This is a genomic window from Phytoactinopolyspora halophila (assembly GCF_003287285.1).
Lineage (GTDB): Bacteria > Actinomycetota > Actinomycetes > Jiangellales > Jiangellaceae > Phytoactinopolyspora_A > Phytoactinopolyspora_A halophila.
In genome coordinates this window covers 87,884-107,974 of sequence record NZ_QMIG01000010.1, presented here as the reverse complement: position 1 = coordinate 107,974, position 20,091 = coordinate 87,884, and the positions used below count along the sequence as shown (strand labels likewise).

23 protein-coding genes are annotated in these 20,091 nt (G+C 66.2%); 11 read left to right on the top strand and 12 right to left on the bottom strand.

Annotation, left to right across the window (positions count from 1 at the left end; all coding sequences use genetic code 11):
* The first annotated feature begins 64 nt into the window (after nt 1-64).
* The 8 genes from DPM12_RS11780 (at nt 65) to DPM12_RS11745 (ending at nt 6,575) form a co-directional block, all read left to right on the top strand.
* Entirely contained in the window at nt 65-745 is a 681-nt protein-coding gene (locus DPM12_RS11780; protein ID WP_112258512.1) for a uracil-DNA glycosylase, read from the top strand.
* 281 nt (nt 746-1,026) lie between these two features.
* Nucleotides 1,027-1,230, top strand: coding sequence for a cold-shock protein (locus DPM12_RS11775; RefSeq protein ID WP_112258511.1), 204 nt, complete (start codon nt 1,027-1,029; stop codon nt 1,228-1,230).
* 403 nt (nt 1,231-1,633) lie between these two features.
* Nucleotides 1,634-2,203: an RNA polymerase sigma factor gene (locus tag DPM12_RS11770; RefSeq protein WP_112258510.1), complete on the top strand. Its 570-nt coding sequence runs from the start codon at nt 1,634-1,636 to the stop codon at nt 2,201-2,203.
* Nucleotides 2,196-2,930: a hypothetical protein gene (locus DPM12_RS11765; RefSeq protein ID WP_112258509.1), complete on the top strand. Its 735-nt coding sequence runs from the start codon at nt 2,196-2,198 to the stop codon at nt 2,928-2,930. The genes DPM12_RS11770 and DPM12_RS11765 overlap by 8 nt, the downstream gene beginning before the upstream one ends.
* A 112-nt stretch (nt 2,931-3,042) precedes the next feature.
* Nucleotides 3,043-3,756 carry a glycerophosphodiester phosphodiesterase gene (locus DPM12_RS11760; protein WP_112258508.1) on the top strand — a complete coding sequence of 238 codons (714 nt, stop codon included), beginning with the start codon at nt 3,043-3,045 and terminating at the stop codon, nt 3,754-3,756.
* An 87-nt stretch (nt 3,757-3,843) separates the two neighbouring features.
* Nucleotides 3,844-4,539, top strand: coding sequence for a PadR family transcriptional regulator (locus tag DPM12_RS11755; RefSeq protein ID WP_112258507.1), 696 nt, complete (start codon nt 3,844-3,846; stop codon nt 4,537-4,539).
* Between the two features lie 180 nt (nt 4,540-4,719).
* Entirely contained in the window at nt 4,720-5,754 is a 1,035-nt protein-coding gene (locus DPM12_RS11750) for an ATP-binding cassette domain-containing protein (RefSeq protein ID WP_112258506.1), read from the top strand.
* Complete coding sequence (locus tag DPM12_RS11745) at nt 5,754-6,575, top strand: ABC transporter permease (protein ID WP_211658870.1); 822 nt, start codon at nt 5,754-5,756, stop codon at nt 6,573-6,575. Before DPM12_RS11750 ends, DPM12_RS11745 begins: the two co-directional genes overlap by 1 nt.
* A gap of 52 nt (nt 6,576-6,627) precedes the next feature.
* On the opposite strand, the gene DPM12_RS11740 is transcribed toward DPM12_RS11745, so the two are convergent.
* From DPM12_RS11740 to DPM12_RS11725, 5 genes are all read right to left on the bottom strand, one after another.
* The gene (locus DPM12_RS11740; RefSeq protein WP_112258505.1) at nt 6,628-7,647 is read right to left on the bottom strand and encodes an NAD-dependent epimerase/dehydratase family protein; all 1,020 of its coding nucleotides are present in this window, start codon (nt 7,645-7,647) and stop codon (nt 6,628-6,630) included.
* A 101-nt stretch (nt 7,648-7,748) separates the two neighbouring features.
* Complete coding sequence (locus DPM12_RS22810; RefSeq protein ID WP_123788578.1) at nt 7,749-7,952, bottom strand: hypothetical protein; 204 nt, start codon at nt 7,950-7,952, stop codon at nt 7,749-7,751.
* 89 nt (nt 7,953-8,041) lie between these two features.
* Nucleotides 8,042-9,628 carry a sodium:solute symporter family transporter gene (locus DPM12_RS11735; RefSeq protein ID WP_112258504.1) on the bottom strand — a complete coding sequence of 529 codons (1,587 nt, stop codon included), beginning with the start codon at nt 9,626-9,628 and terminating at the stop codon, nt 8,042-8,044.
* A gap of 266 nt (nt 9,629-9,894) precedes the next feature.
* Nucleotides 9,895-10,965: a DUF368 domain-containing protein gene (locus tag DPM12_RS11730; RefSeq protein WP_112258503.1), complete on the bottom strand. Its 1,071-nt coding sequence runs from the start codon at nt 10,963-10,965 to the stop codon at nt 9,895-9,897.
* 60 nt (nt 10,966-11,025) lie between these two features.
* The gene (locus DPM12_RS11725) at nt 11,026-11,214 is read right to left on the bottom strand and encodes a hypothetical protein (RefSeq protein WP_211658858.1); all 189 of its coding nucleotides are present in this window, start codon (nt 11,212-11,214) and stop codon (nt 11,026-11,028) included.
* A gap of 144 nt (nt 11,215-11,358) precedes the next feature.
* Here DPM12_RS11725 and DPM12_RS11720 point away from each other — a divergent pair, with 144 nt between their 5' ends.
* Entirely contained in the window at nt 11,359-11,763 is a 405-nt protein-coding gene (locus DPM12_RS11720; protein ID WP_211658856.1) for a YjbQ family protein, read from the top strand.
* Nucleotides 11,764-11,835: 72 nt separating this feature from the next.
* Here DPM12_RS11720 and DPM12_RS11715 read toward each other — a convergent pair whose 3' ends face one another.
* Nucleotides 11,836-12,828 (bottom strand): sigma-70 family RNA polymerase sigma factor, encoded by a 993-nt coding sequence (locus DPM12_RS11715; protein WP_112258501.1) that lies wholly within the window; start codon nt 12,826-12,828, stop codon nt 11,836-11,838.
* A 226-nt stretch (nt 12,829-13,054) separates the two neighbouring features.
* Here DPM12_RS11715 and DPM12_RS11710 point away from each other — a divergent pair, with 226 nt between their 5' ends.
* The gene (locus tag DPM12_RS11710; protein WP_112258500.1) at nt 13,055-13,402 is read left to right on the top strand and encodes a DUF3140 domain-containing protein; all 348 of its coding nucleotides are present in this window, start codon (nt 13,055-13,057) and stop codon (nt 13,400-13,402) included.
* Between the two features lie 60 nt (nt 13,403-13,462).
* Here DPM12_RS11710 and DPM12_RS11705 read toward each other — a convergent pair whose 3' ends face one another.
* The gene (locus tag DPM12_RS11705; protein ID WP_112258499.1) at nt 13,463-14,413 is read right to left on the bottom strand and encodes a LysR family transcriptional regulator; all 951 of its coding nucleotides are present in this window, start codon (nt 14,411-14,413) and stop codon (nt 13,463-13,465) included.
* Between the two features lie 117 nt (nt 14,414-14,530).
* On the opposite strand from DPM12_RS11705, the gene DPM12_RS11700 reads away from it, so the two are divergent.
* Complete coding sequence (locus DPM12_RS11700; protein ID WP_112258498.1) at nt 14,531-15,859, top strand: pyridoxal phosphate-dependent aminotransferase; 1,329 nt, start codon at nt 14,531-14,533, stop codon at nt 15,857-15,859.
* 57 nt (nt 15,860-15,916) lie between these two features.
* Here DPM12_RS11700 and DPM12_RS11695 read toward each other — a convergent pair whose 3' ends face one another.
* The 5 genes from DPM12_RS11695 to DPM12_RS11670 form a co-directional block, all read right to left on the bottom strand.
* Nucleotides 15,917-16,588 (bottom strand): helix-turn-helix domain-containing protein, encoded by a 672-nt coding sequence (locus DPM12_RS11695; protein ID WP_158542868.1) that lies wholly within the window; start codon nt 16,586-16,588, stop codon nt 15,917-15,919.
* Between the two features lie 26 nt (nt 16,589-16,614).
* The gene (locus tag DPM12_RS11690; protein WP_112258496.1) at nt 16,615-17,178 is read right to left on the bottom strand and encodes a helix-turn-helix domain-containing protein; all 564 of its coding nucleotides are present in this window, start codon (nt 17,176-17,178) and stop codon (nt 16,615-16,617) included.
* Nucleotides 17,179-17,197: 19 nt separating this feature from the next.
* Nucleotides 17,198-18,289, bottom strand: coding sequence for an NAD(P)H-dependent amine dehydrogenase family protein (locus DPM12_RS23435; protein ID WP_164465313.1), 1,092 nt, complete (start codon nt 18,287-18,289; stop codon nt 17,198-17,200).
* Between the two features lie 91 nt (nt 18,290-18,380).
* Complete coding sequence (locus DPM12_RS11675; RefSeq protein WP_112258557.1) at nt 18,381-19,100, bottom strand: ABC transporter permease; 720 nt, start codon at nt 19,098-19,100, stop codon at nt 18,381-18,383.
* A gap of 52 nt (nt 19,101-19,152) precedes the next feature.
* Complete coding sequence (locus tag DPM12_RS11670; RefSeq protein ID WP_112258493.1) at nt 19,153-20,070, bottom strand: ABC transporter ATP-binding protein; 918 nt, start codon at nt 20,068-20,070, stop codon at nt 19,153-19,155.
* Nucleotides 20,071-20,091: the final 21 nt, after the last annotated feature.

Genomic DNA, 20,091 nt, shown 5'->3' with positions numbered 1-20,091 from the left:
TCACACCCGCGATTTCGCCGTGCCGTCCCCGGATCGCACCGCGCGTGTTCTAGGCTGAGGCGCCATGGCAGACGCACGCCCTCTACACGAGCTCGTCGACCCCGGCTGGGCCCGAGCCTTGGAACCGGTCGAAGGGCAGATCGCGGCGATGGGTGAGTTCCTGCGTGCCGAGATCGCAGCCGGTCGCTCGTACCTCCCCGCCGGCGAGAACGTCTTGCGGGCCTTTCACCAGCCGTTCGATGACGTGCGGGTGCTCATCGTGGGCCAGGATCCCTACCCCACACCGGGTCACGCGGTGGGCCTCAGCTTCTCCGTCGCGCCCGACGTCTCGCCGCTACCGCCGAGCCTGGTCAACATTTTCCAGGAGTACGCCAACGATCTCGGCTTTCCCGAGCCCAGCAACGGGGATCTCACGCGCTGGAGCGAGCACGGCGTGCTCCTGCTCAACCGGGCGCTGACCGTGGCACCTCGGCAGCCAGCATCGCACCGCGGTAAGGGGTGGGAAACGGTCACCGAACAGGCAATTCGTGCTTTGGTCGCCCGGGATAAACCGTTCGTGGCGATTTTGTGGGGCCGCGACGCGCGCAACCTGCGCCCCCTGCTCGGTGAGACGCCATGCATCGAATCACCCCACCCGAGTCCGATGTCGGCACAGAACGGATTCTTCGGATCTCGGCCGTTCAGCCGCGCTAACGAGATTTTGCGCGCTCGGGGTATGGATCCGGTGGACTGGAAACTTCCCTAACGTTCTGATCTTCATTCCACGCATTGCGGTACGACGTGTTCATCGTGTGGGAACGGACCTTTGACAAATAGAATGAACATCGTATGCTGCGGGGCGCGGGCACAAGGTGGTACTGTTTGCGCGGTTGCAGTAACAGTTCCTCGCACGTCCTTGACAGCCCGTGGAATGTTAGCGCGGGCGTTTTTCGCTTCTCTGTGCCTAGCACGGTAGCGGGAGACGGCAGCAGCAGCCGGGGCCGTAAGGTGCGGCCCCACATACCGTCCCCTAGGAGGACAAAGAACATGGCACAGGGAACCGTCAAGTGGTTCAACGCCGAGAAGGGTTTCGGCTTCATCGCGCAAGACAACGGCGATGCCGATGTCTTCGTGCACTACACAGCCATCCAGCAGGATGGTTACCGCACGCTGGACGAAAATCAGCGGGTCGAGTTCGAGATCACACAGGGACCGAAGGGCCCGCAGGCGGATCAGGTCCGCCCGCTCTGAGATCCCATATTGTGGCGTTCCGGCTCCAGAATTCACCGGAACGCCGGGTCGGCCTGTACGCCGACCCACACTGAAAGCGCAGGCGCCCCGTCAGCCTCCGGCCTGGCGGGGCGCCTTCCGTGTGAAGTGCTCCGAAGTGCGCACAAACCGCCAAAATATTCCCGCTCTATGCAGCCGTGGCGTAACCGATACGCTTCCGTTACGCCGTTCCGGGCTCACCCGTGGGGACTGAAGTTCTTCTCGTTCCAGAAGTTGGTATGCGCAATATTTCCGGACACTCACAGTCTCGAAATAGAGTCGTTTAGAACTGCACACATCGGAGCCCTTCCGATGCGAAGATGATCTCCTCTGTCGAGATCGTGCAATCTCTTCGACGCATTCAGCCGTATTCTCGAATGTGCAAATGTTCACCCACGCCGACCGCGCCTCCGATGCGGCTCTCGTCGAGGGCCTGACCCTCGGCGACCACCTGGCAGCCGCTGCCTTCGTGCGCCGGTTTCAGAGCGCCGTGTTCGGCCTGGCCCTGTCCATCACACGAGACTCGTCAATGGCCGAAGACGTCAGTCAGGAAGCCTTCGTCCGCGCCTGGCGTGCCGCCGCTACCTTCGACCCCCGCCGTGCCTCGGCCCTGACCTGGCTGTTGACCATCACCAGGAATGCCGCCATCGACGCCGTCCGGATGCGGCGGACCGTGCCGACCGATGGCGAAGCACTCGAAAGGCTCATTCATGGCACTCTGAATGTCCCGGATCCCACCGACACCACACTGCACCGCCTCGAAGCCGAAGCCGCCATCCGGCGGCTCAACGAGCTCGCGCCGGAACAGGCGCGCGCGGTCATTCTTGCGGTCATCGCCGGCTGTCCAGCCGCCGATGTGAGCCGTCACGAGGGAATTCCGCTGGGCACTGCCAAGACCCGGATCCGCACCGGCCTGCGTCGCATGCGCGAGCTCCTGGAGGAACACCATGACTGAGCAACATCCAGGTGACGACAGGCTGCTCGATCTCGTCTTGGGTGAGTTGCCCGTTACCGAGGCACACGATCTCGTGCACCACCTGTCGACATGCCATCCCTGCAAACGGGAGTACGACGCGCTTGCCACGAGCGTCGATCACATCCTTCCTGCCACACCGAGGATCGAACCGCCGCCGGGCTTCGAGCGGGGCGTTCTCGCCGCGATGCTGCCCCCGGCCGGATCCACCACGTCCTCGACCACACCGTCCGGCCACCCTGACGGCCCGGAGGATGCAGTCCACACCGAGTACGCCGGTCATGGCGGATCGGCGAGCCGTCCTCGCCGGCGCACCCTCGCCCAGCTCGCAGCCGCGTGCACGCTCGGCGTCACTCTCGGAATCGGCGGCACGCTCGCGGTCGACTCGCCCGACGAGGAGGCACCGGCCAGCGTCTACGACGCCTCCGCGGGAACACCGCTGGCGACGCCGGATGGCGAGCTCGTCGGCACGGCGGCGCTCAGCTATCTCGACGAGCAACAGGTCCTGGTCGTCACCGTCGCAGGCGGCTACGGAGGGAAGACCTACGAATGCCGGGCCCGCCTCGACAACGGCGAGACCGTCACACTGGGGCGTTGGCACCTGCCGGACGAGGGAGCGACATGGGTCATGCCCGCTCCCGGAGCATCAGCTGCCCGCATCGAGCTCGTCACCGGCACTGACACGGTGTGGTCGGCAGCCGACCTCTGAGTGTTGGCGGCCCTCGCCATGGCTTGTGTGGCGTGATGGGCGTCATAATGACGTCAGAACCCACCGTGACTCGGCGAGGTTACACGCGAAGGACGGGAGTCTGACGCAACCCATGACGAACAGCGGCGATTCCACGGTTGGACGCGGCGGAGCTGGCATCCTCACCATCGCCCACCGTGCCGCCAACGACACGACGACACTTCGAGCGGCGCTCGACACCGATGTGGATCTCATCGAAGCGGATGTCCGGCTCTTCAGGGGAACCCCCGAAGTGCGTCACTTGAAGGCCCTCGGCCCCCGGCTGCTGTGGCATCCAGGTGACGTCGTTCCGCGTCGCAGTGCCGCCATCCCCACGCTCACCGACCTGCTGGCCGAGGTGGGCGAGAACCGTCACCGCTTGCTTCTCGACCTCAAAGGATTCCGTCCCGCGTTGGCGCCGGCGGTCGCCGAGGTCTTGAGCGAACACGCACCAGACACGACGATCACGGTGTCTACACCGCACTGGTGGATGTTCAAGGCATTCGCGGAGCTGCCCAAGGTCCGCCCGGTGCTCTCGGCCGGCAGCTGGCCCATGGTGGAGCGGCTACGCGAGCTACTGCGCAAGGGTCAGCCGTCGTGGCCGAACCAGCGCCCGATCTTCGGTTGCGCCGTACACCGCACGCTGCTGACGCGACAGCTCGTGACGGAGATGCGCTACCACGTGGAGCATGTCTTCACGTGGCCGGTGGACACCGCAGAACACCTGGCCGAAGCTCACGATCTCGAGGTCACCGGCGTGGTCAGCAAGGACCTGTCGCTCCTCAAGTCACTCCGCCCTTCCCGCTGAGTTTGACAACGTCTGCCCTGACACTAATACTCTAATCAGAGTAATTCACTTCGAGCACTCGAGGCAGAGCGCAGGAAGGAGATCTGCATGGCGGCCAAACGCCCGTCCAACCCGCTGGCTCTAGCCGTCCTGACGCTGCTGCACGAGCGCCCGATGCACCCCTACGAGATCTCCACCACGCTGAAGGAGCGCCGCAAGGAAGAAAGCATCAAGCTCAACTACGGCTCGCTGTATTCCGTCGTCGAGTCCCTCCAGAAACGAGGCCTGATAGAGGCGCAGGAGACGACACGAGAAGGCAAGCGACCGGAACGGACCGTGTACACGATCACCGACACCGGTCGCACCACGATGATCGAATGGCTCGGCGAACTCCTCGGCACGCCAGCCAAGGAGTACCCGCAGTTCGAAGCGGCCCTGTCCTTGATGCCGGCGTTGCCGGTCGACAATGTGATCCGCCTCCTCGAACAACGACTGGAGCGCCTGCGGGCAGAGTACGAATACGGCTCCGGCCTGATGCGCGAGACTGCCAAGATGGGGCTGCCCCGGCTGTTCGCGATCGAGCACGAATACGAGCTCGCCCTGCGTGCAGCGGAGATCGAGTTCGTACAGAACCTGCTCGCCGAGCTGCGCTCCGGCACCTTCGACGGAGTCGACATGTGGCGCCGCATGTACGAGCTGCGTGCGGCAGGCAAATCGCACGAGGAGATCGAGAGCACGCTCGCCGACGAGTTCAAGGAGGTTCACGCCTGGCTCACCGAGACGAATGCCGACGACGGCGGTTAGACGCCGTCACCACGCAAACGACCCCCGGCCGCCGATGCGCCAACACCACGGCCAGGGGCCATCCAGTATCCCCGGAGTCGATTCCCGAGCACGGGACCTACTCCTAGGGCTCCACCGTCCAGGATAGGTCACACGTCTCCGGCATCGGCTCCACCCACCAGTTCTTGCCAAGGGAGAGCCATGTCCACACATCAGCACGTCCGCGTCGCGCCCGAGTCCACGGCGCCGCCGGACATCGCCGTCGAGGCGATCGACCTGACGAAGACCTACGGCACGGGAGACAAGGCCGTCCACGCGCTGGCCGGCATCAGTCTCTCCGTTCCGGCCGGCACGGTCTTCGGCATGCTGGGACCGAACGGTGCCGGCAAGTCCACCACCACGAAGATCCTGACCACGCTGGCCCGCGCGGACGAAGGTCACGCCCGCGTCGCCGGGTTCGATGTCGAGCGCGACGCCGCAGCCGTCCGGCATGCCATCGGCTACGTGCCACAGAAGCCGTGCTTCGATCCCACCGCCACCGGGTGGGAGAACCTGAGCCTGCAAGGCCGCATCTACGGGATGCCCAAGAAGGAGATCGCCCGGCGCGGCACCGAGCTCCTGGAGCGATTCGGCCTGGCCGAGGCGGCCAACCGGCTCACCAAGAAATGGTCGGGCGGCATGCAGCGCAAGCTCGACGTCGCGCTCGCGCTCATTCACCATCCGCAGGTGCTCTTCCTCGACGAACCCACGACCGGGCTCGATCCCGAGGCGCGGGCCGACATGTGGGCGGAGATAGCCGGCCTGTCCAAGACCAGCGGGCTCACCGTGGTACTCACAACCCACTACCTCGAAGAGGCCGACAACCTGGCCGACAACCTCGTCATCATCGACCACGGCCGCGTCGTCGCTACCGGCACGCCGGATGAGCTCAAGGGCCAACTCGAAGGCGAGACCATCCAGATCCAGCTCGCCGATCCCGAGGCGCGCGACGTGGCCGTCGCCGCCGTGACGGCGATCGACGGCGTACACGATGTCAGCGTCGACGACGCCACCTTGCGGGCCAACGTCACCGACGGTGCGTCGAACATGGCCCGGACGCTGGTGGCGCTCGACTCCTCGGGGGTCGAGATCGCCTCGGTCACTCTCGCACGACCGTCACTCGACGACGTCTACCTGCGCCACGCCGGCCGCTCCTTCCGCGCCGCCGACGAGGCCGGAACGAAGGAGGCAGCGTGATGTCGACGATGTCCCGCACCACGTCCCCCACGGCGTCCCGCGTTACATCCCGCACGATTCCCCACACGTTCTATCTGGCCGGGCGGTCACTGCGCATCTTGCGCCGCGAGCCGGCGTACCTGGCGTTCACGCTGGCCCAGCCCATGGTCTGGTTGCTGCTGTTCAGCCAGCTCTTTGAACGCGTCGCCGACCTCCCCGGATTCGGGGACGTTTCATACATCACGTACCTCACACCTGGAGTCGTCGTGATGACCGCTCTCATGTCGGCAAACTGGGCGGGGACGAGCTTCATCGAGGACATGACGCGAGGGGTCATGGACCGCAATCTCACCTCGCCGGTCAGCCGCGGTGCTCTGATCAACGGCATCCTCGCCTACCAATCAGTGATCACCATCGTCCAGTCGGCCATCATCCTCGGCGTCGCGTTCCTGATCGGTGCCCGTTACGAGGGTGGTGCCGGGGGTGTGCTCACCGTCATCGCGGCAACGGTCCTGCTCGCGATCTTCTTCGCCGCGCTGTCCTGCGCCATGGCGCTGACGCTGCGATCCCAGGAGTCGCTCATCGGCATGTCAATGTTCATTGCCCTGCCACTGATGTTCCTGTCCTCCGCGCTCATGGCGCCCGAGCTGATGCCGGACTGGGTCGGCACGGCCGCCTCGTTCAACCCGGTCAACTGGGCGGCGGTCGCCAGCCGCGAAGCGCTGCTGGAAGGCACCGACTGGGAGGTCATCGCGACCCGGGGAGGGCTGCTCTGCGCGGCGGCGCTCATCATGGGCTGGGTCGCCACCCGGGCCTTCCGTACGTATCAGCGATCCGCCTGACCCCGCCCCCTTCTCCAGCTGATCATGAACACTAGTCGGCCTATGTGGCCGACTAGTGTTCATGATCAGCGGGCAACTTCCGATCTGGTCGCAGCGGTTCAGTGGCGGCACCTGCCCCGTCGGCCAGGCCCTCCAACATCTCGCGCAACGCGTCGACGCCACTGCGGGCCGGCTCCCATCCCAGCTCGCGGCGAATCCGGCTGGTGTCAAGCGTCGGCAACTGAAGGAAGAGCGCGAGCAGCGCCTCGTCGGCCGGCGCCAGCCGCAACCGCCATGCTCCGGCAAGCGCCATCCGCAACGCTGTCGGCGGCACCGGGACGGTCCGCGCGCCGAAGAGCGTCGCGAGTGCCGAGCCGTCGATGACCGGTTCTGCCGCGACGTTGAAGGCACCTCGGGCGTCACTCGTCACTGCCAACCTGTACGCCTGCGCCGCGTCGGCGGTGTGCAGTGCCTGGAACCGCAACCCAGGCGGCAGAGGTAAGACGCGAAGCCGTCCGGGCCGCATCAGCACCCGGGGAACCAGCGGCCCGGCAAAGATTCGCCGCTGCTCGCTCGCCGACTCGCGTTTGAAGGTGAACGATGGGCGCAGCCGGACGACCCGCATTTCGGGATGGCGCAGCTCGAAAGCATCGAGATAGCGCTCGAGATAGGCCTTCTCCCTCCCGTAGGCGGCCACGGGCAAGCTGTGCGTCGGCCAGCTCTCGTCGACATGCTCGCCCGGCCCCGGGGAGTAGGCACCCACCGACGACGCGTAGACGAGCGCGCTCACGCCGGCGGCCGCGGCGGCCTCGAACACCCCAATGCTGCCCATGACATTGGTATCCCAGGTCTTGATCGGGTCGTGCGTCGGCTGGAACGCCCACGCGAGGTGCACGAGCACGGATGCTCCCCGGAAGTGATCCACCAGCCTCCTGGAACGGATGTCGTCCGCGACAAACGTCACCTTGGGTGATCGCCATTCTGGGTTCCGCCGCGCGAGCGCCACGATTTCGTCGATCTCGGGATGCTCCGCGAGACTCTCGACGACGCTGGTTCCGACGTTTCCCGTGGCACCCGTGACAACCACTCTCATGTCAAGAGCAGCTACCCAGCATCGCTCCGGCCAAACTCGCTCCCTCCCCCGATCTTCGTCGATCAACGCACGACGGGGGCGGGCACGGGCCCGGGAAGGGATCAGTCCATGCCGCCGTCGCCGCCGCGTCCCTCCGGCGACTCCGGTTCGCGCATGCCTTCCGGACCGCCATCCATCTCGGTGGCGAGGGTCATACTCGTGTGCTCCTCGGCGAAATCACCCTCATCGTCCGAACGCTCGGCAGGGCCGTTTCCTTCGGGGTCTTCTCGCACCCTGCCGCGTGATCCGCGCTGGGAAACATCCATGAACTCGCGTTACCCGCAGCGTGGCGCCGATAACGTGGGCGCCGCGGTTCCGGCCGCACCTGCAGCGCACACCGGTGGCACGTAGCTCCTCAGAGGAACGGGATCAGCGACAGCAGCGTGACGATGATGAGCCCTACCGCATAGACCCGGTGGTTTCGCCACAGCGGGACCTCCCGGAGATCGTGCGTCTCCTGGCGCATGGTCGCCCGCGACCAGATGACATCACGGATGTGCTCGCGCGGTGGCGGCTCGGTCGCCACCGTCACGGAGACGAAGATCGCGATGCTGAAGGCCAGCATGAGCCCGGTGAGGTACAAGAACTGGATGTCGATGACCCCCACGATCTCGTTCGCGATGAACGCCGCCAGGCCGACCGGAAACCCGATCACGAGAGTTATGAACGACGCGGGCGCCGTGGCACGGTGCCAGAAGATGCCGCCCAGGAAGACCACGACCACCGGCATCGTGATCGCGCCGAGGAAGGACTGGAAGTACTCCACGATGGTGGGGAACTCGGCAATCTGCGGCGCCCACACGGCTGCGACGATCATGAACACGCCAACCATGAGCCGGCCGAGAACGAGCAATCGGCGCTCCGACATCCGTGGCCATCGCACCTTGATCATGTCGTTGGTGACCAGGCTCGCCGCCCCGTTGAGGACGGAATCGAGCGTCGACATCAACGCTGCCACGAGCGCCGCGAGCACGAGGCCACGGACTCCGGTCGGCAAGAAATCGACGACGAGCATCTGCCAGATCTGATCCGGACTGTCGATGTCCCCGTAGAGCTCCCTGCCCATCAAGCCGGGCATGACCAGCAGGAACAGCAACGGCAGCTGCATGAGACCGGCGAACAGCGCACCGAACCGGCCGTGGTTCACGCTGCGTGCCGACAAGATCTTCTGCACCGCGATGTGGTTGGTCGTCCAGTAATAGAACCCGAGCCACACGACACCCGTGAAGATTCCCGGCCACGGCAGGAAATCATTCCCGGATTCGGGAGCGATGGTCATCCCGCCTTCCGGCGCGGCGCTTTCAATATCCGTCCACGAACCACCGATCTCGTTGAAGACAAGAAAGAACAGCACACCGCCAGCGATCAGCAGGAGGATGCCCTGGACGGTATCGGTGATCTCGACGGCACGGAGCCCACCCATGATCACGTATATGCCACCGAGCAATGCCATGCCCACGATCAGCACACCCAGCGGGATCTCCGGAAACAACACGGCAAGCGTGATCGCGCCCGCGAACATGGCTCCGGAAGCGTCGATGAACATGGCTGTGAAGACGGTGAATACCGAGAACACGGTCTGTGACCGCCGGTCGTAGCGCTTGCGCAAGAACTCGGGCGCCGTACTGATCTTCGTCTGGAGGTAGAACGGCAAAATGAACAGGGCAAAGAACGCCAGAACCAGCGCGGCCATCCATTCGTAGTTCCAGACCGCGACGCCTTCCTCGTATCCGGCACCCGCGACGCCCACGTATGACGTCCCGGACAGATTCACCGCGATCAGACCGAAACCGATCAGCGGCCAGACCGCGCGGCGCCCGGCGAGAAAGTAGCCGTCCGTGGTTTCGTGCCCTCGGCCCACCCAGAAGCCGACGATCAAAATCCCGACGACGTAAGCCACGACCACGAGAAGATCGACCGTGGCGACGTTGACATCCTCCATCACGGCATCACCCCACCCGAGCAGATGCCGGCCAGCACGCCAGTAGACAGAGCTCCAGGTTCCACATCGGCCCCTTCCGGATCTCCGTGGCCCCCGATGTCCCCGACATACCCACACACCTGCTGGCCATGCGACGCCCACACGGCGTGCGCATCTACGCAAACGTGGCGGCATCCGTGCCGGTCAAAGCGGTGGTCGTCATGCGGTGGAGAGCGACCCGCCCGCGTATACCGGCCGGTGAAATCGGCCGTTGGCTCGACTACGAGCTAGGCGGGGGTGCCAGACGTCGATCCGGGCTGGTAGGCAGCGACCTTCGTCGACGCGAAACGCCGCGCGATCACCAGAAAGACAGCCACGACGAGGAACCCCACAACGCCGAGGAGAGCAGCCGTTCCCGCGTCATCCGCCGGCGCCCCCAACGAGCGATCGTCGTCCTGCCACGGCCACAACGCCCGCAGGCATCCCGCCATCACACCGGTGAGAACGACGAGCGCGACGCGCCGGTGATGTTCCAGCAGCCACTGGAGTAGCTTGACGAACGACACCAGCCCGATGGCGGCGCCCAGCATGAACAACCCCAGATACGCCATGTCGCGATCATTGACCGCCGACAGCGTACGTTCGTACAACCCGAACGTCAGCAACAGGAAAGACCCCGACAGGCCGGGAAGCACGAGAGCCGACACGGCGACCGCCGCAGCAAGCACGATCACCAATGGCGTCGACTCCATATTTCCGGGTGGGATGCTGACCACCACGTACGCCGCGATCGCCACAACGACAGCCGTAGCGACATCCCGCAGCGCCCACCGGCCAACCATCGAAAAGGGCACCCACAGCGACGCGAGCACCAGACCGAAGAACAATGCCCGGGTCTGTACCGGATAGTCCTCGACCCACGTCTCCAACAGCCGCGCCATGATCACGAGCGCGGCGAACATCCCGGCAAGCAGCGGCACGATCGTGTTCCACGCGACCTGCCGGAACTCGGCGGCGGAGCGAGACAACCCCTGGCCACGGACGCCGTCCGCGATCGCCAAGCGCAAACCGGACAGGAAATGCCCCGCCGAGGTGATGATCGTTTCGTAGACGCCCACCACCAGCGCCACCGTGCCGCCGCTCACACCCGGCACCGTCTCGACCGTGCCGATCAGTCCGCCGCGTACCAGGTTCAGTGCCCGCGCCGACCACGAGGCACGCTCGGCGCCTCCAGTCACGTCGTCACGCTCGACGTCTCCCTCGTCCCTCGTCCGACGCCTCGCCGCCCGCGCCACATCGTCACGCTCGACGTCTCCCTCGTCCCTCGTCCGACGCCTCGCCGCTCCGGTCTCATCCATAGCCACCCCGGCACACTAACCCCACCCAAAGGCGGGCAGGGTGCGGCCCTCAGCCCTGGTTCAGTGATCGATGGAGCGGCGGCGAGCATGGCCCTTCAGGCGCCGACGCTGGGAATCGTCGAGCATGAGATAAGCCGCCACCGGGAGCCCCACCAGCACGAGCAGCACGAACCAGAACGGCAGCAACATCCATGCCAGCAGGACGCCGCCAGCTCCGATGAGGAGCTTCATTCCTGTGGACATATTCATCGCCCTCTCCTTCATTCGTCAGGTGTCATCCAGCTGACTTTTCTCCCTGACTTCTTTCGATTGTCCTCGCCGCCGCCGGTCCATGCCTCAGGGACAGCCCTGACCCTGCCCCGGAGTTCACGCGTACGCGTGACAATGGGGAGTGTGAAAAGCGAAACGTTCGAGATACACACGGGCACCGAGCTGGTAACCAACCTCACCGCGCAGATACGGCGGTTCTGTCGCGGCCACGGTGACGGCCTGTGTCACGTGTTCGTACCCCACGCGACGGCAGGACTCGCGATCATCGAGACCGGAGCGGGCAGCGAGTCAGACCTCGCCGATGCCGTCGACCGGCTGCTCCCGCCCGACGACGTCTATCGGCACCGGCATGGCAGCCCCGGCCACGGACGCGATCACGTTCTACCGGCGTTCATCGCTCCGTCGATGTCGATCCCGGTGGACGGCGGTGAGCCCGATCTCGGCACATGGCAGAGTGTCGTGCTCGTCGACACCAACGTCGACAACCAGCACCGCAGGTTCCGCCTGTCCTTCCTCCCCGCCGCATAACCCATGATCATGAACACTACTCGACCTCTATGGTCAGCTAGTGTTCATGATCATGGAAGGGTGGGGAAGGGTTCAGCTGGCCCATTCGAGGAGAGGCTCGTGCCGGGCCGGATCCCGCAGGTCGGCCAGGGCCTGCTTCTCCAGCTGGCGGACCCGCTCCTTGGTCAGGCCGACACGCTCGCCGACTTCCTGCAACGAGTGCTGCCGCCCGTCGTGCAGGCCGAAACGCAACGTAATGATCATGGCTTCGCGTGGCGACAGGGTATCCACGATCGCTCGCAGCTCCTGGCCCAGGGCCTGGAACTCCGCGACATCCGGCGCCTGGAGCACCTCCGTGTCCTCGATGAGGTCGCCGACGTTGGCGTTGCCCTCGTCACCAACCGGTGTATCCAGGCTGATCACATCTCGCGAGAGCTCTCGCAGATTCTCGACCCGGTCGACGGTCATGTCCGCCTCTTCGGCCGCTTCCTCCGGGGTCGGTTCGCGACCTAGCTTCAGTTGCAGCTTGCGCTCCGCGCGTGCCAGTTTGGAGATGCTCTCGACCTGGTACGCGGGCAGCCGGATCGTTCTCGCCTTCTCAGTCCGGCCACGCTCGATCGCCTGCCGAATCCACCACATCGCATAGGTGGAGAACTTGTATCCGCGCGCGTAGTCGAACTTCTCGACGGCGTGGATCAGGCCGAGATTGCCGTCCTGGACAACGTCCAAGAAGGACATACCGGTGTTGCGGTAGACCTTGCGCGCCGCAGCGACGACGAGCCGGAGGTTCGCCCGAACCATGTGGTCCTTCGCCGCCATGCCGTCGTCAGCGATGGCCTCGAGTTCTGCACGCTGCACGCCCTCGGGTAGATCACGCTCACCCGCGTCGACGGCACGCAGGATCTCCGAGGCATAGAGTCCGGCCTCGATCCGCTTCGCGAGCTCGACTTCCTCCTCGGCAGAGAGCAAGGCGGTCGAACCGATCTGTTTCAGGTACTGCCCGACGAGATCGTAATCCTCGTCCTGCTCACGTGGCTCCTCACGCTGCGCGGCAGTACCATTGTCATGTCCGTTTACGAGTGCCATCGGTTGCTCCCACCTCCTCTCTCTTTCTCACTACCCGTGCGTGACGTCAGGCATGTCGCGCTTATTCCCATTGTCGCTGCTCGTCTCCGTGACACCTTCGTCGAAACCGTTCCCACGAGTACCCCACGATGACACTCACGCATGGGTCAGCATCATGCGGGTAAAGCATTCTTCAAATCGTCAAATGTCCCATGTTCCCCATATAGAAGTGGTGACAGGTAGCACCATGGCGACCCACACCTCTCCCCAAGTCGAGGCACTCTGGGACCGCTTTCACGAGGTCGTGAACATGACCTCGCGAGAGCTACGCGAGTGGCTCGGGGTCGAACCGGATCTCACACCGCAGCCTGGCCCGTCCGGGCCAGCACCGCTGGGGCTCGCCGTCCTATCGATCCTCGGCAAGCGCCGCTCCGACCTCACGGGCGATGATCTCATCGTCATGCAGAAAGTCATCGACGTGGTCGAAGAAGAGACGTCGGCACAGCCGCGCGAGGAACTGTCCACCGACGAACGGCGCCGCCACCGGTTGATGAACGTCGGCCACGACCCGCTCCGCCCCCAACAAGAAGAATAACGTGGCGCGCACGCGCATGCCACAACAGACCACGCACCCGGCCTTCAGCGGTGCACCCTTTCAGCGGGCACCATTCCTGGACTCCAGGAGGGAAGAGAGCTCTCGCTCCACCGTGGTGGCGGCATCGGCGAGGACCTTCAACGTCACGGCGACGGACGGCCGCTCGATGCTGGCGGTCCGTACGACACTGTAGATATCTCGCACCGGCACGTCTTCCGGAAGCTGGCGGAATCGCACACCACCCGTGCGCAGTGCCAGGGCAAGTGAGGGAACGGCGGCGATGCCGATGCCACGCGCCACCAGGCTCAGGATCGTGCCCTGGCCCTCGAACTCCCATGCCGCTGCGGGAGCACCCCCATAGGGCGCGAGCAACTGCTCGATTCCCCCACGCGACGGCTCGCCCGGCGGCGCGACGATCCACGATTCGTCGAGCAGCGCTGCCAGCTCGACCGGCCGTTCCGGGTCGGCCAGGCGATGTCGCTTGGGCACGGCCAGGACCAGCGGATCCCGCAGGAGACGGCGCACCCTCAGGCGCCCACCGAGCGAGTCCGGCACGCTGCCGGACCAGCCCTCGGCCAGAGCGACGTCGGCATCGCCGGTGCTGACCCTCCGCGTGCCGACCGCACCGGCGGCTTGCCGGAGGACGAGCTGCACCCGCCGGTGTGGCCGGAGGCCACCTGCCAGCCGCGGCGCGAATGCCACAGCAGCGGAAGGAAACGCGGTAACGGTGATCTGGCCTGCCGCTTCGCCCGCTGCAGCCGCAACGTCGGACTCGGCTGCCTCGACAGCGCTGAGAATTCCGTCGGCATGACCGAGCAGCCGCCGCCCGGCGTCGGTCAGCTCGACGCTGCGGGCGTGGCGGTCGAGCAGCGCCGTGCCGATCTCACGCTCCAGGCTGGCCAGCTGCTGGGAGATCGCCGACGCCGTGTATCCGAGAGCCTGCGCTGTTGCCGCAATTGTCCCGCGTCGGGCGAATTCTCGGAGCACACGAAGGCGTTGGAAATCAAGCATAAGTACAGCTTAATGTATACCCAAAAAAGAATCGCTTGTTGCGATGCTCTTAGTACGGCATGCTGAGTGATAGCACACGTATCCGATCCCCGAGACACAGTTCGGAGTTGTTTACGCATGTCCGTGCCCGTATCAGCGACGCTGGCGATCAACGAGGCTCTCGAGAAGCGCCGCCGCGCCGGTCTCCCGGTACTTCCGCTCGGATTCGGCGAGGCCGGCCTACCCGTCCATCCGGCCCTGCGCGAGGCACTGTCGGCGCACGGACATCACAACAGCTACGGGCCCGTCACCGGGTTACCCGAACTCCGCACCGCCGCCGCCGGTTACTGGCAACGGCGCGCGCTGCCGGCCGATCCCGACCTGATGATCGTCGGCCCGGGAAGCAAGCCATTGCTCTACGGCCTTCTGCTCAGCCTCGGCGGCGACGTCGTGGTCCCCGCACCCAGCTGGGTAAGCTACGCGGCCCAGGCACGCCTCACGGGTGCCCAGCCGGTTCACGTACCCGCGGCGCCGGGCCAGGGCGGCGTCCCGCAGCCCGAACTGCTGGAGACGGCCGTGACCCAGGCCAGATCGCTGGGTCGGGATGTGCGATCCGTCATCGTCACCGTCCCGGACAACCCCACCGGCACCGTTCCCTCCCGGGACACCGTCGAACGGCTCGCCGAGGTCGCGCGCGAACTCGATCTCGTGATCGTTTCCGATGAGATCTACCGGGACCTCGTGCACGACGACGTGACGCTCGTGCACAGCCCCGCCGAATTCGCTCCGGAACGCACCGTGGTCACCACCGGCTTGAGCAAGAACCTCGCGCTGGGCGGTTGGCGGATGGGCCTGGCCCGCTTCCCCGACAGCGCGGCCGGCCAGCAGCTGCACTCCGGTGTCGCGGGCGTGGCCAGCGAGATCTGGTCCAGTCCCGCCACACCCGTGCAACACGCAGCGGCGTTCGCCCTCAGCGAACCCGACCAGCTAGTCGAGCGGGTCGATCGCAGCCGCCGGCTGCACGGCGCCGTCGCCCGGGCCGTGTGCGACCGATTGACCAGTGCCGGCATCCCCGTGCCCACCCCGCAGGCCGCCTTCTACCTCTACCCGGACTTCCAGCCCTGGCGGGAACACCTCGCGGCCCACGGTGTCACCAGCGGAGCCGAGCTGGCCACATACCTGCTGGACAGCTACGGCATGGGCACCGTGCCGGGCGCCGAGTTCGAAGGCGGCGACAAGGCGCTGCGGATCCGGCTGGCCACCAGCATGCTGTACGGGACCGACGAGGCCGAGCAGTGTGCCGCCCTCGCTGCCGAGGAGCCCACCGAGCTGCCGTGGATCCGCGCACACCTCGACCGGCTCGAAACGATCCTGCAGGAGCTCGCACCTGGCGGCGGGGACGACGGCGCCACGCGCGGGCACGACGAGGCAACCCGAGGGCACGACGACGTCACGTCGGCGCACTGAACTGCCGTTCTCCGACATCGGCCGGACGGACGCTCTCGGATCTCTGGCGCTCGGCGCTTACGAGGGAGGCGTGACGGCCCAGAACGTCGTGACCGGAGTGTCGCCCAGGGCGCGGGTGCGGTGTGGCAACCGGCTGGAGAAGTAGATGCTGTCGCCTTCTTCCAGCACGTACGCCACCCCGTCTACGGTCACCTCGTACGTGCCGGACAGGACGAGGCCGAACTCCTCGCCCCGGTGGGTGTAGGTCTCGTGCCCGTAGCCCTCACCGGGCTGCAGCACGCTCAACGTGACCTCGATCTTTCGGTCGAGATCCGGCGTCAGCAGCGATATCTCGGTGTCCGAACCCGGATACCGGCGAACCTTGCGCCGGTCGTGCCGCACGATCGCCACCGAGCCCGACCCGGACTCCCCGTCACGAGCTCCCGGAGCATCTCCTGGCTCGCCCGGCCCGCCAGGCTTGTCGGGCTCATCGTCGAGCAGCGCCCACACCGGGATGTCGAGCACGGCGCAGATCCGCTTGAGCGTCCCCAGCGACGCAGCCGTGTGTCCCAGTTCCAGCTGGCTGACGAAGCTCTTGGAAAGCCCGGCCTGCTCGGCGATGTTCTGCAGGCTGTATCCCTGCGCTTGTCGGATGGAACGAAGCCGCCGGCCCAGCTCGGCACGGCTCACTCCCTGCCCCGCCGGCCCTGCCGTCTCCCGCGAGTCTCGCGAGTCTCGCGGCTCGTTCATCGCCGCGCCGTCACCTGCATTCGCCATCAGAAGGCCGGTGGGATCGCGATCCAGATGGCGCGGGCCGGCCCGTCGCTCGCCACCCGCACGCGATACGGCCCCCGGGGAGTGGCATGGATACTGTCACCCGTGCGCACGGTATGGACCTCCGCATCCATCTCGATCTCGTAGGCACCCTCCAGGACGAATCCAAACACTTCTCCGGCGGGCTCGGGTGGTTCGGCATCGTGCCACGGACCCGGGGCGTCGTGCGAGAGGGTGACTTCGAACCGGCGCTGCAGGTCCGGTGTGAGCAGCTCCAGGGGGTGGCGCCCGCCCGGATACGCCACCGCCTTGCGCCGGTCCTTGCGCACCACACGAACGCGGCGATCCGGCTCGTCGGCGGTGAACATCGACGTCGTCATGTCGAGCGCGGAGCGGATCCGTGCCAGGGCGCTCACCGACGGCCGCGATCGCCCGATCTCGACCTGGCTCAGGAAACTCCTCGAAAACCCGGTCCGGTGGGCGAGGTCTTGCAGCGTGAGCCCCAGCTCACGACGCCGCATCCGGATGCGTTCCCCGACGGCGTCTGGTTCCGGGTCGACTCCCATCAGCTCCGTCCCGGCCGGTTCACAGGTTCAGGGGCGAGGCCGGAATCTCGTCGACAGTCCGCAGCCCCGGGGCCGCGACGCGGACGCGTCCCAGCGAGTTGACGACGACGGCCGCGGTCGCCGCGTCTCCGTGCAAGCCGCGGACGACCGTCTCGAGGCCTGGCTCGCCGTCAAGTGTGATCACGTCCCTGGGGTCATCGAGACCCACGGCCATCTGCAGGTGGAGCCTGATCACGGTGTCTCCCCCGCGCGTACCGAGCACCTGCTGGTCAATCCCGAGGACGTGACCGGCGGCGACGGTGCCGCCGCCGAAGGCCACCGGAGAGCTCGCGACGAGCGGATCGATCGTCTCGGTGAAGTCCGTGCAGCCCAAGCGCAGCGCCCGGTCGATGATCCGCGCGGATTCGGGCAGGCCCACGTGGCGGATGCTCCCCTCACGCACCCGCTCGGCGAACTCGTCGACACCGAGCCCTGCGCCGACCTTGCGCTGCAATGGAAGCCGACGCTGCCCGGCGTCTTGGACGCGGTGGACCCCGACGCCGCGTACGGAACGCTGTGCGGCGGCCATGACGACCGGGAGGTAGTCCATCGAGTATCCCGGGTTGACGCCGGTACCCAACACGACGAGGCCGTTGGCGCGGGCCACGCGGTCGAGTTCGGTGGCCAGCTCGTGCTGCGATGCCCACGGGTACGAGAGCTCCTCGCACGTGGACACGACGTGGTATCCGGCGGCCAGCAGGGCACGCAACGACGGCGCTACCCGTTCCAGGGAGGATCCGGCGCAGTGCACGGCGACGGCTCCGGGCCGGGCTGGCCCCAGCTCGCCGACGTCCGCGGCAACGCGCACCTCTGGCCCGGGAGCGTCGCCACCGGGCCCGGCATCCGTGTCGGCGCCCAGCATGTCGCGCAGCGGCCGGCCGGCCAGATCGGGGTCGATGTCGACGGCCCCGACGCTGCGGTAACGGCGCCGGCCGGTCACGTACTCCAGAACCTGACGGCCGATCGGGCCGAGACCGACGTGCACGACGTCGATGGGTTCCTCGTCTCCATGTCCGTCGCGCTCCGACGTGCCGTCGTGGTCGACCCGAGGTGGTACGGGCGTCGTGGTCATGTCAGGCTCCTCCAGATACGGCCGGGCGAGGTACAGCATTACTGTACTCGGTCCAGTATACCTTTACCGCGGAGCCCGGTACGGCGGCTGACTATTCCTCGGTGGACAACGTCATGGCGGCTAGCCGCCGTCCTGCCAACCAGGTGAACAGGCCGATGACCACGACGCTGAGCACGATCGCCACTCCTAGATCAACATGCGCGGTCACGAATCCGTCCGTCTCGACGGCATCTATGATCGACAGCGCCCACTGCTGCACACTCAGCTCCCGGGCGCCCGGCACGAAGCTGCCGACGAGGCTTTCCCAGCCCAGGGCATAGACGAGGCCGAAGATCACGGCATGCCGGGTCACGATGGCGAGCAACAAGAAGATGACGCTGTAGACGATGCCGGCCACCACCGCTCCGGCTCCGAACGCCATCGCCAATCCCGGCGTATTTCCAGCCATGATCAATGCGGCCAGGATTGTCGGGACCACGGCGAAGAGCACCATGGCGACCACGGCAACGGCCAACTTGCTGCGCACGATCACAGCCCGGGAAACCGGCTTTGCCAGCACATAGACGATCGAGCCGTCGTCGATCTCCGAGCCGATGACGCCCGTGCCGATGATCAACCCGAATAGCGGCAACAGCGTGCCGAAGGAGACACCCTGCAAAAAGTCCGCCGCGTCCGCCTCGTTGACTCCCGCGAACACTTGCAACAGCACGGCAAGTGCCACGATGAGCAACGACAGCGACCCGAGCACCAGCAGCCGTCGCCCGCCGAGGAGTCCATGCGCGGTCAACCGGACGATCGTGGGGTTCAGCACGCGAGCCTCCTGCGCCATTCGCCGTTCGACACGAACCTCACTTCCGACCCCCTCATATCGCCACCAGGTAGGAGAAGACGCTCTCCAGGGACTCGTCAGCCGGGCTGACCCGATACAGCCGGATACCGGCATCGCGCGCCACCCGTGGCACCAGCTCCGCGAACGGCAGGAACTCGACCGCGTCAACCTCCAGCGTCTCGGTGGTGGAATCCAGCGAGACGCTGGTCGTCGAGCCGTCGGCGATCAACGCCGCGGCGAGCGCGCGATCATCGCTCGAACTGATGACATAGCGGTGTGGGCGGTCGGTCATCAACCGCCGGATCTCCCGGAAATCGCCGGATGCGGCGTGCCGGCCGGCGACGACCACCTCGATCTGGCTGGCCAGCCGCTCGACCTCTTCGAGGATGTGCGAGCTGAACAGCACCGTGCGCCCCTCGGCCCCCATGGCCTGCAACAGCTCCATCAGGTGCAGGCGCTGGCGGGGATCCATGCCGTTGAACGGCTCGTCCAACAGGAGCACGCTCGGCTCGTGGACCAGCGCCGAGGCCATCTTGATCCGCTGGCGCATCCCCTTCGAGTACCCGCCGATCTTGCGGTCCTGCGCGTACTCCATCTGCACCGTGGCCAGCGCCCGCTGCGCCGCCGCACCTGCATCCGGCAGGCCGTGCAGCTCCGCGTTGGCCACGACGAACTGGTGACCGGTCAGCACGTCGTATGCGGCCTCCCGTTCGGGAACCAGCCCGATCGAGCGGTAGATCTGTGGATTCTTCCACACCGGGGCGCCATCGAGCGTCACCGTTCCTGCCGACGGGGGCAGGAACCCGGCGAGCATGTTGATCAACGTGGATTTTCCGGCACCGTTCGGGCCGAGCAGGCCGGTGATGCCCGGACCGACGGACATCGTCACGTCGTTCACCGCGACGACGTTGCCGAACCACCGCGACACGTCCGCTACGGTCATGACCGTCATACGACCACCTTCTCCGAGCAC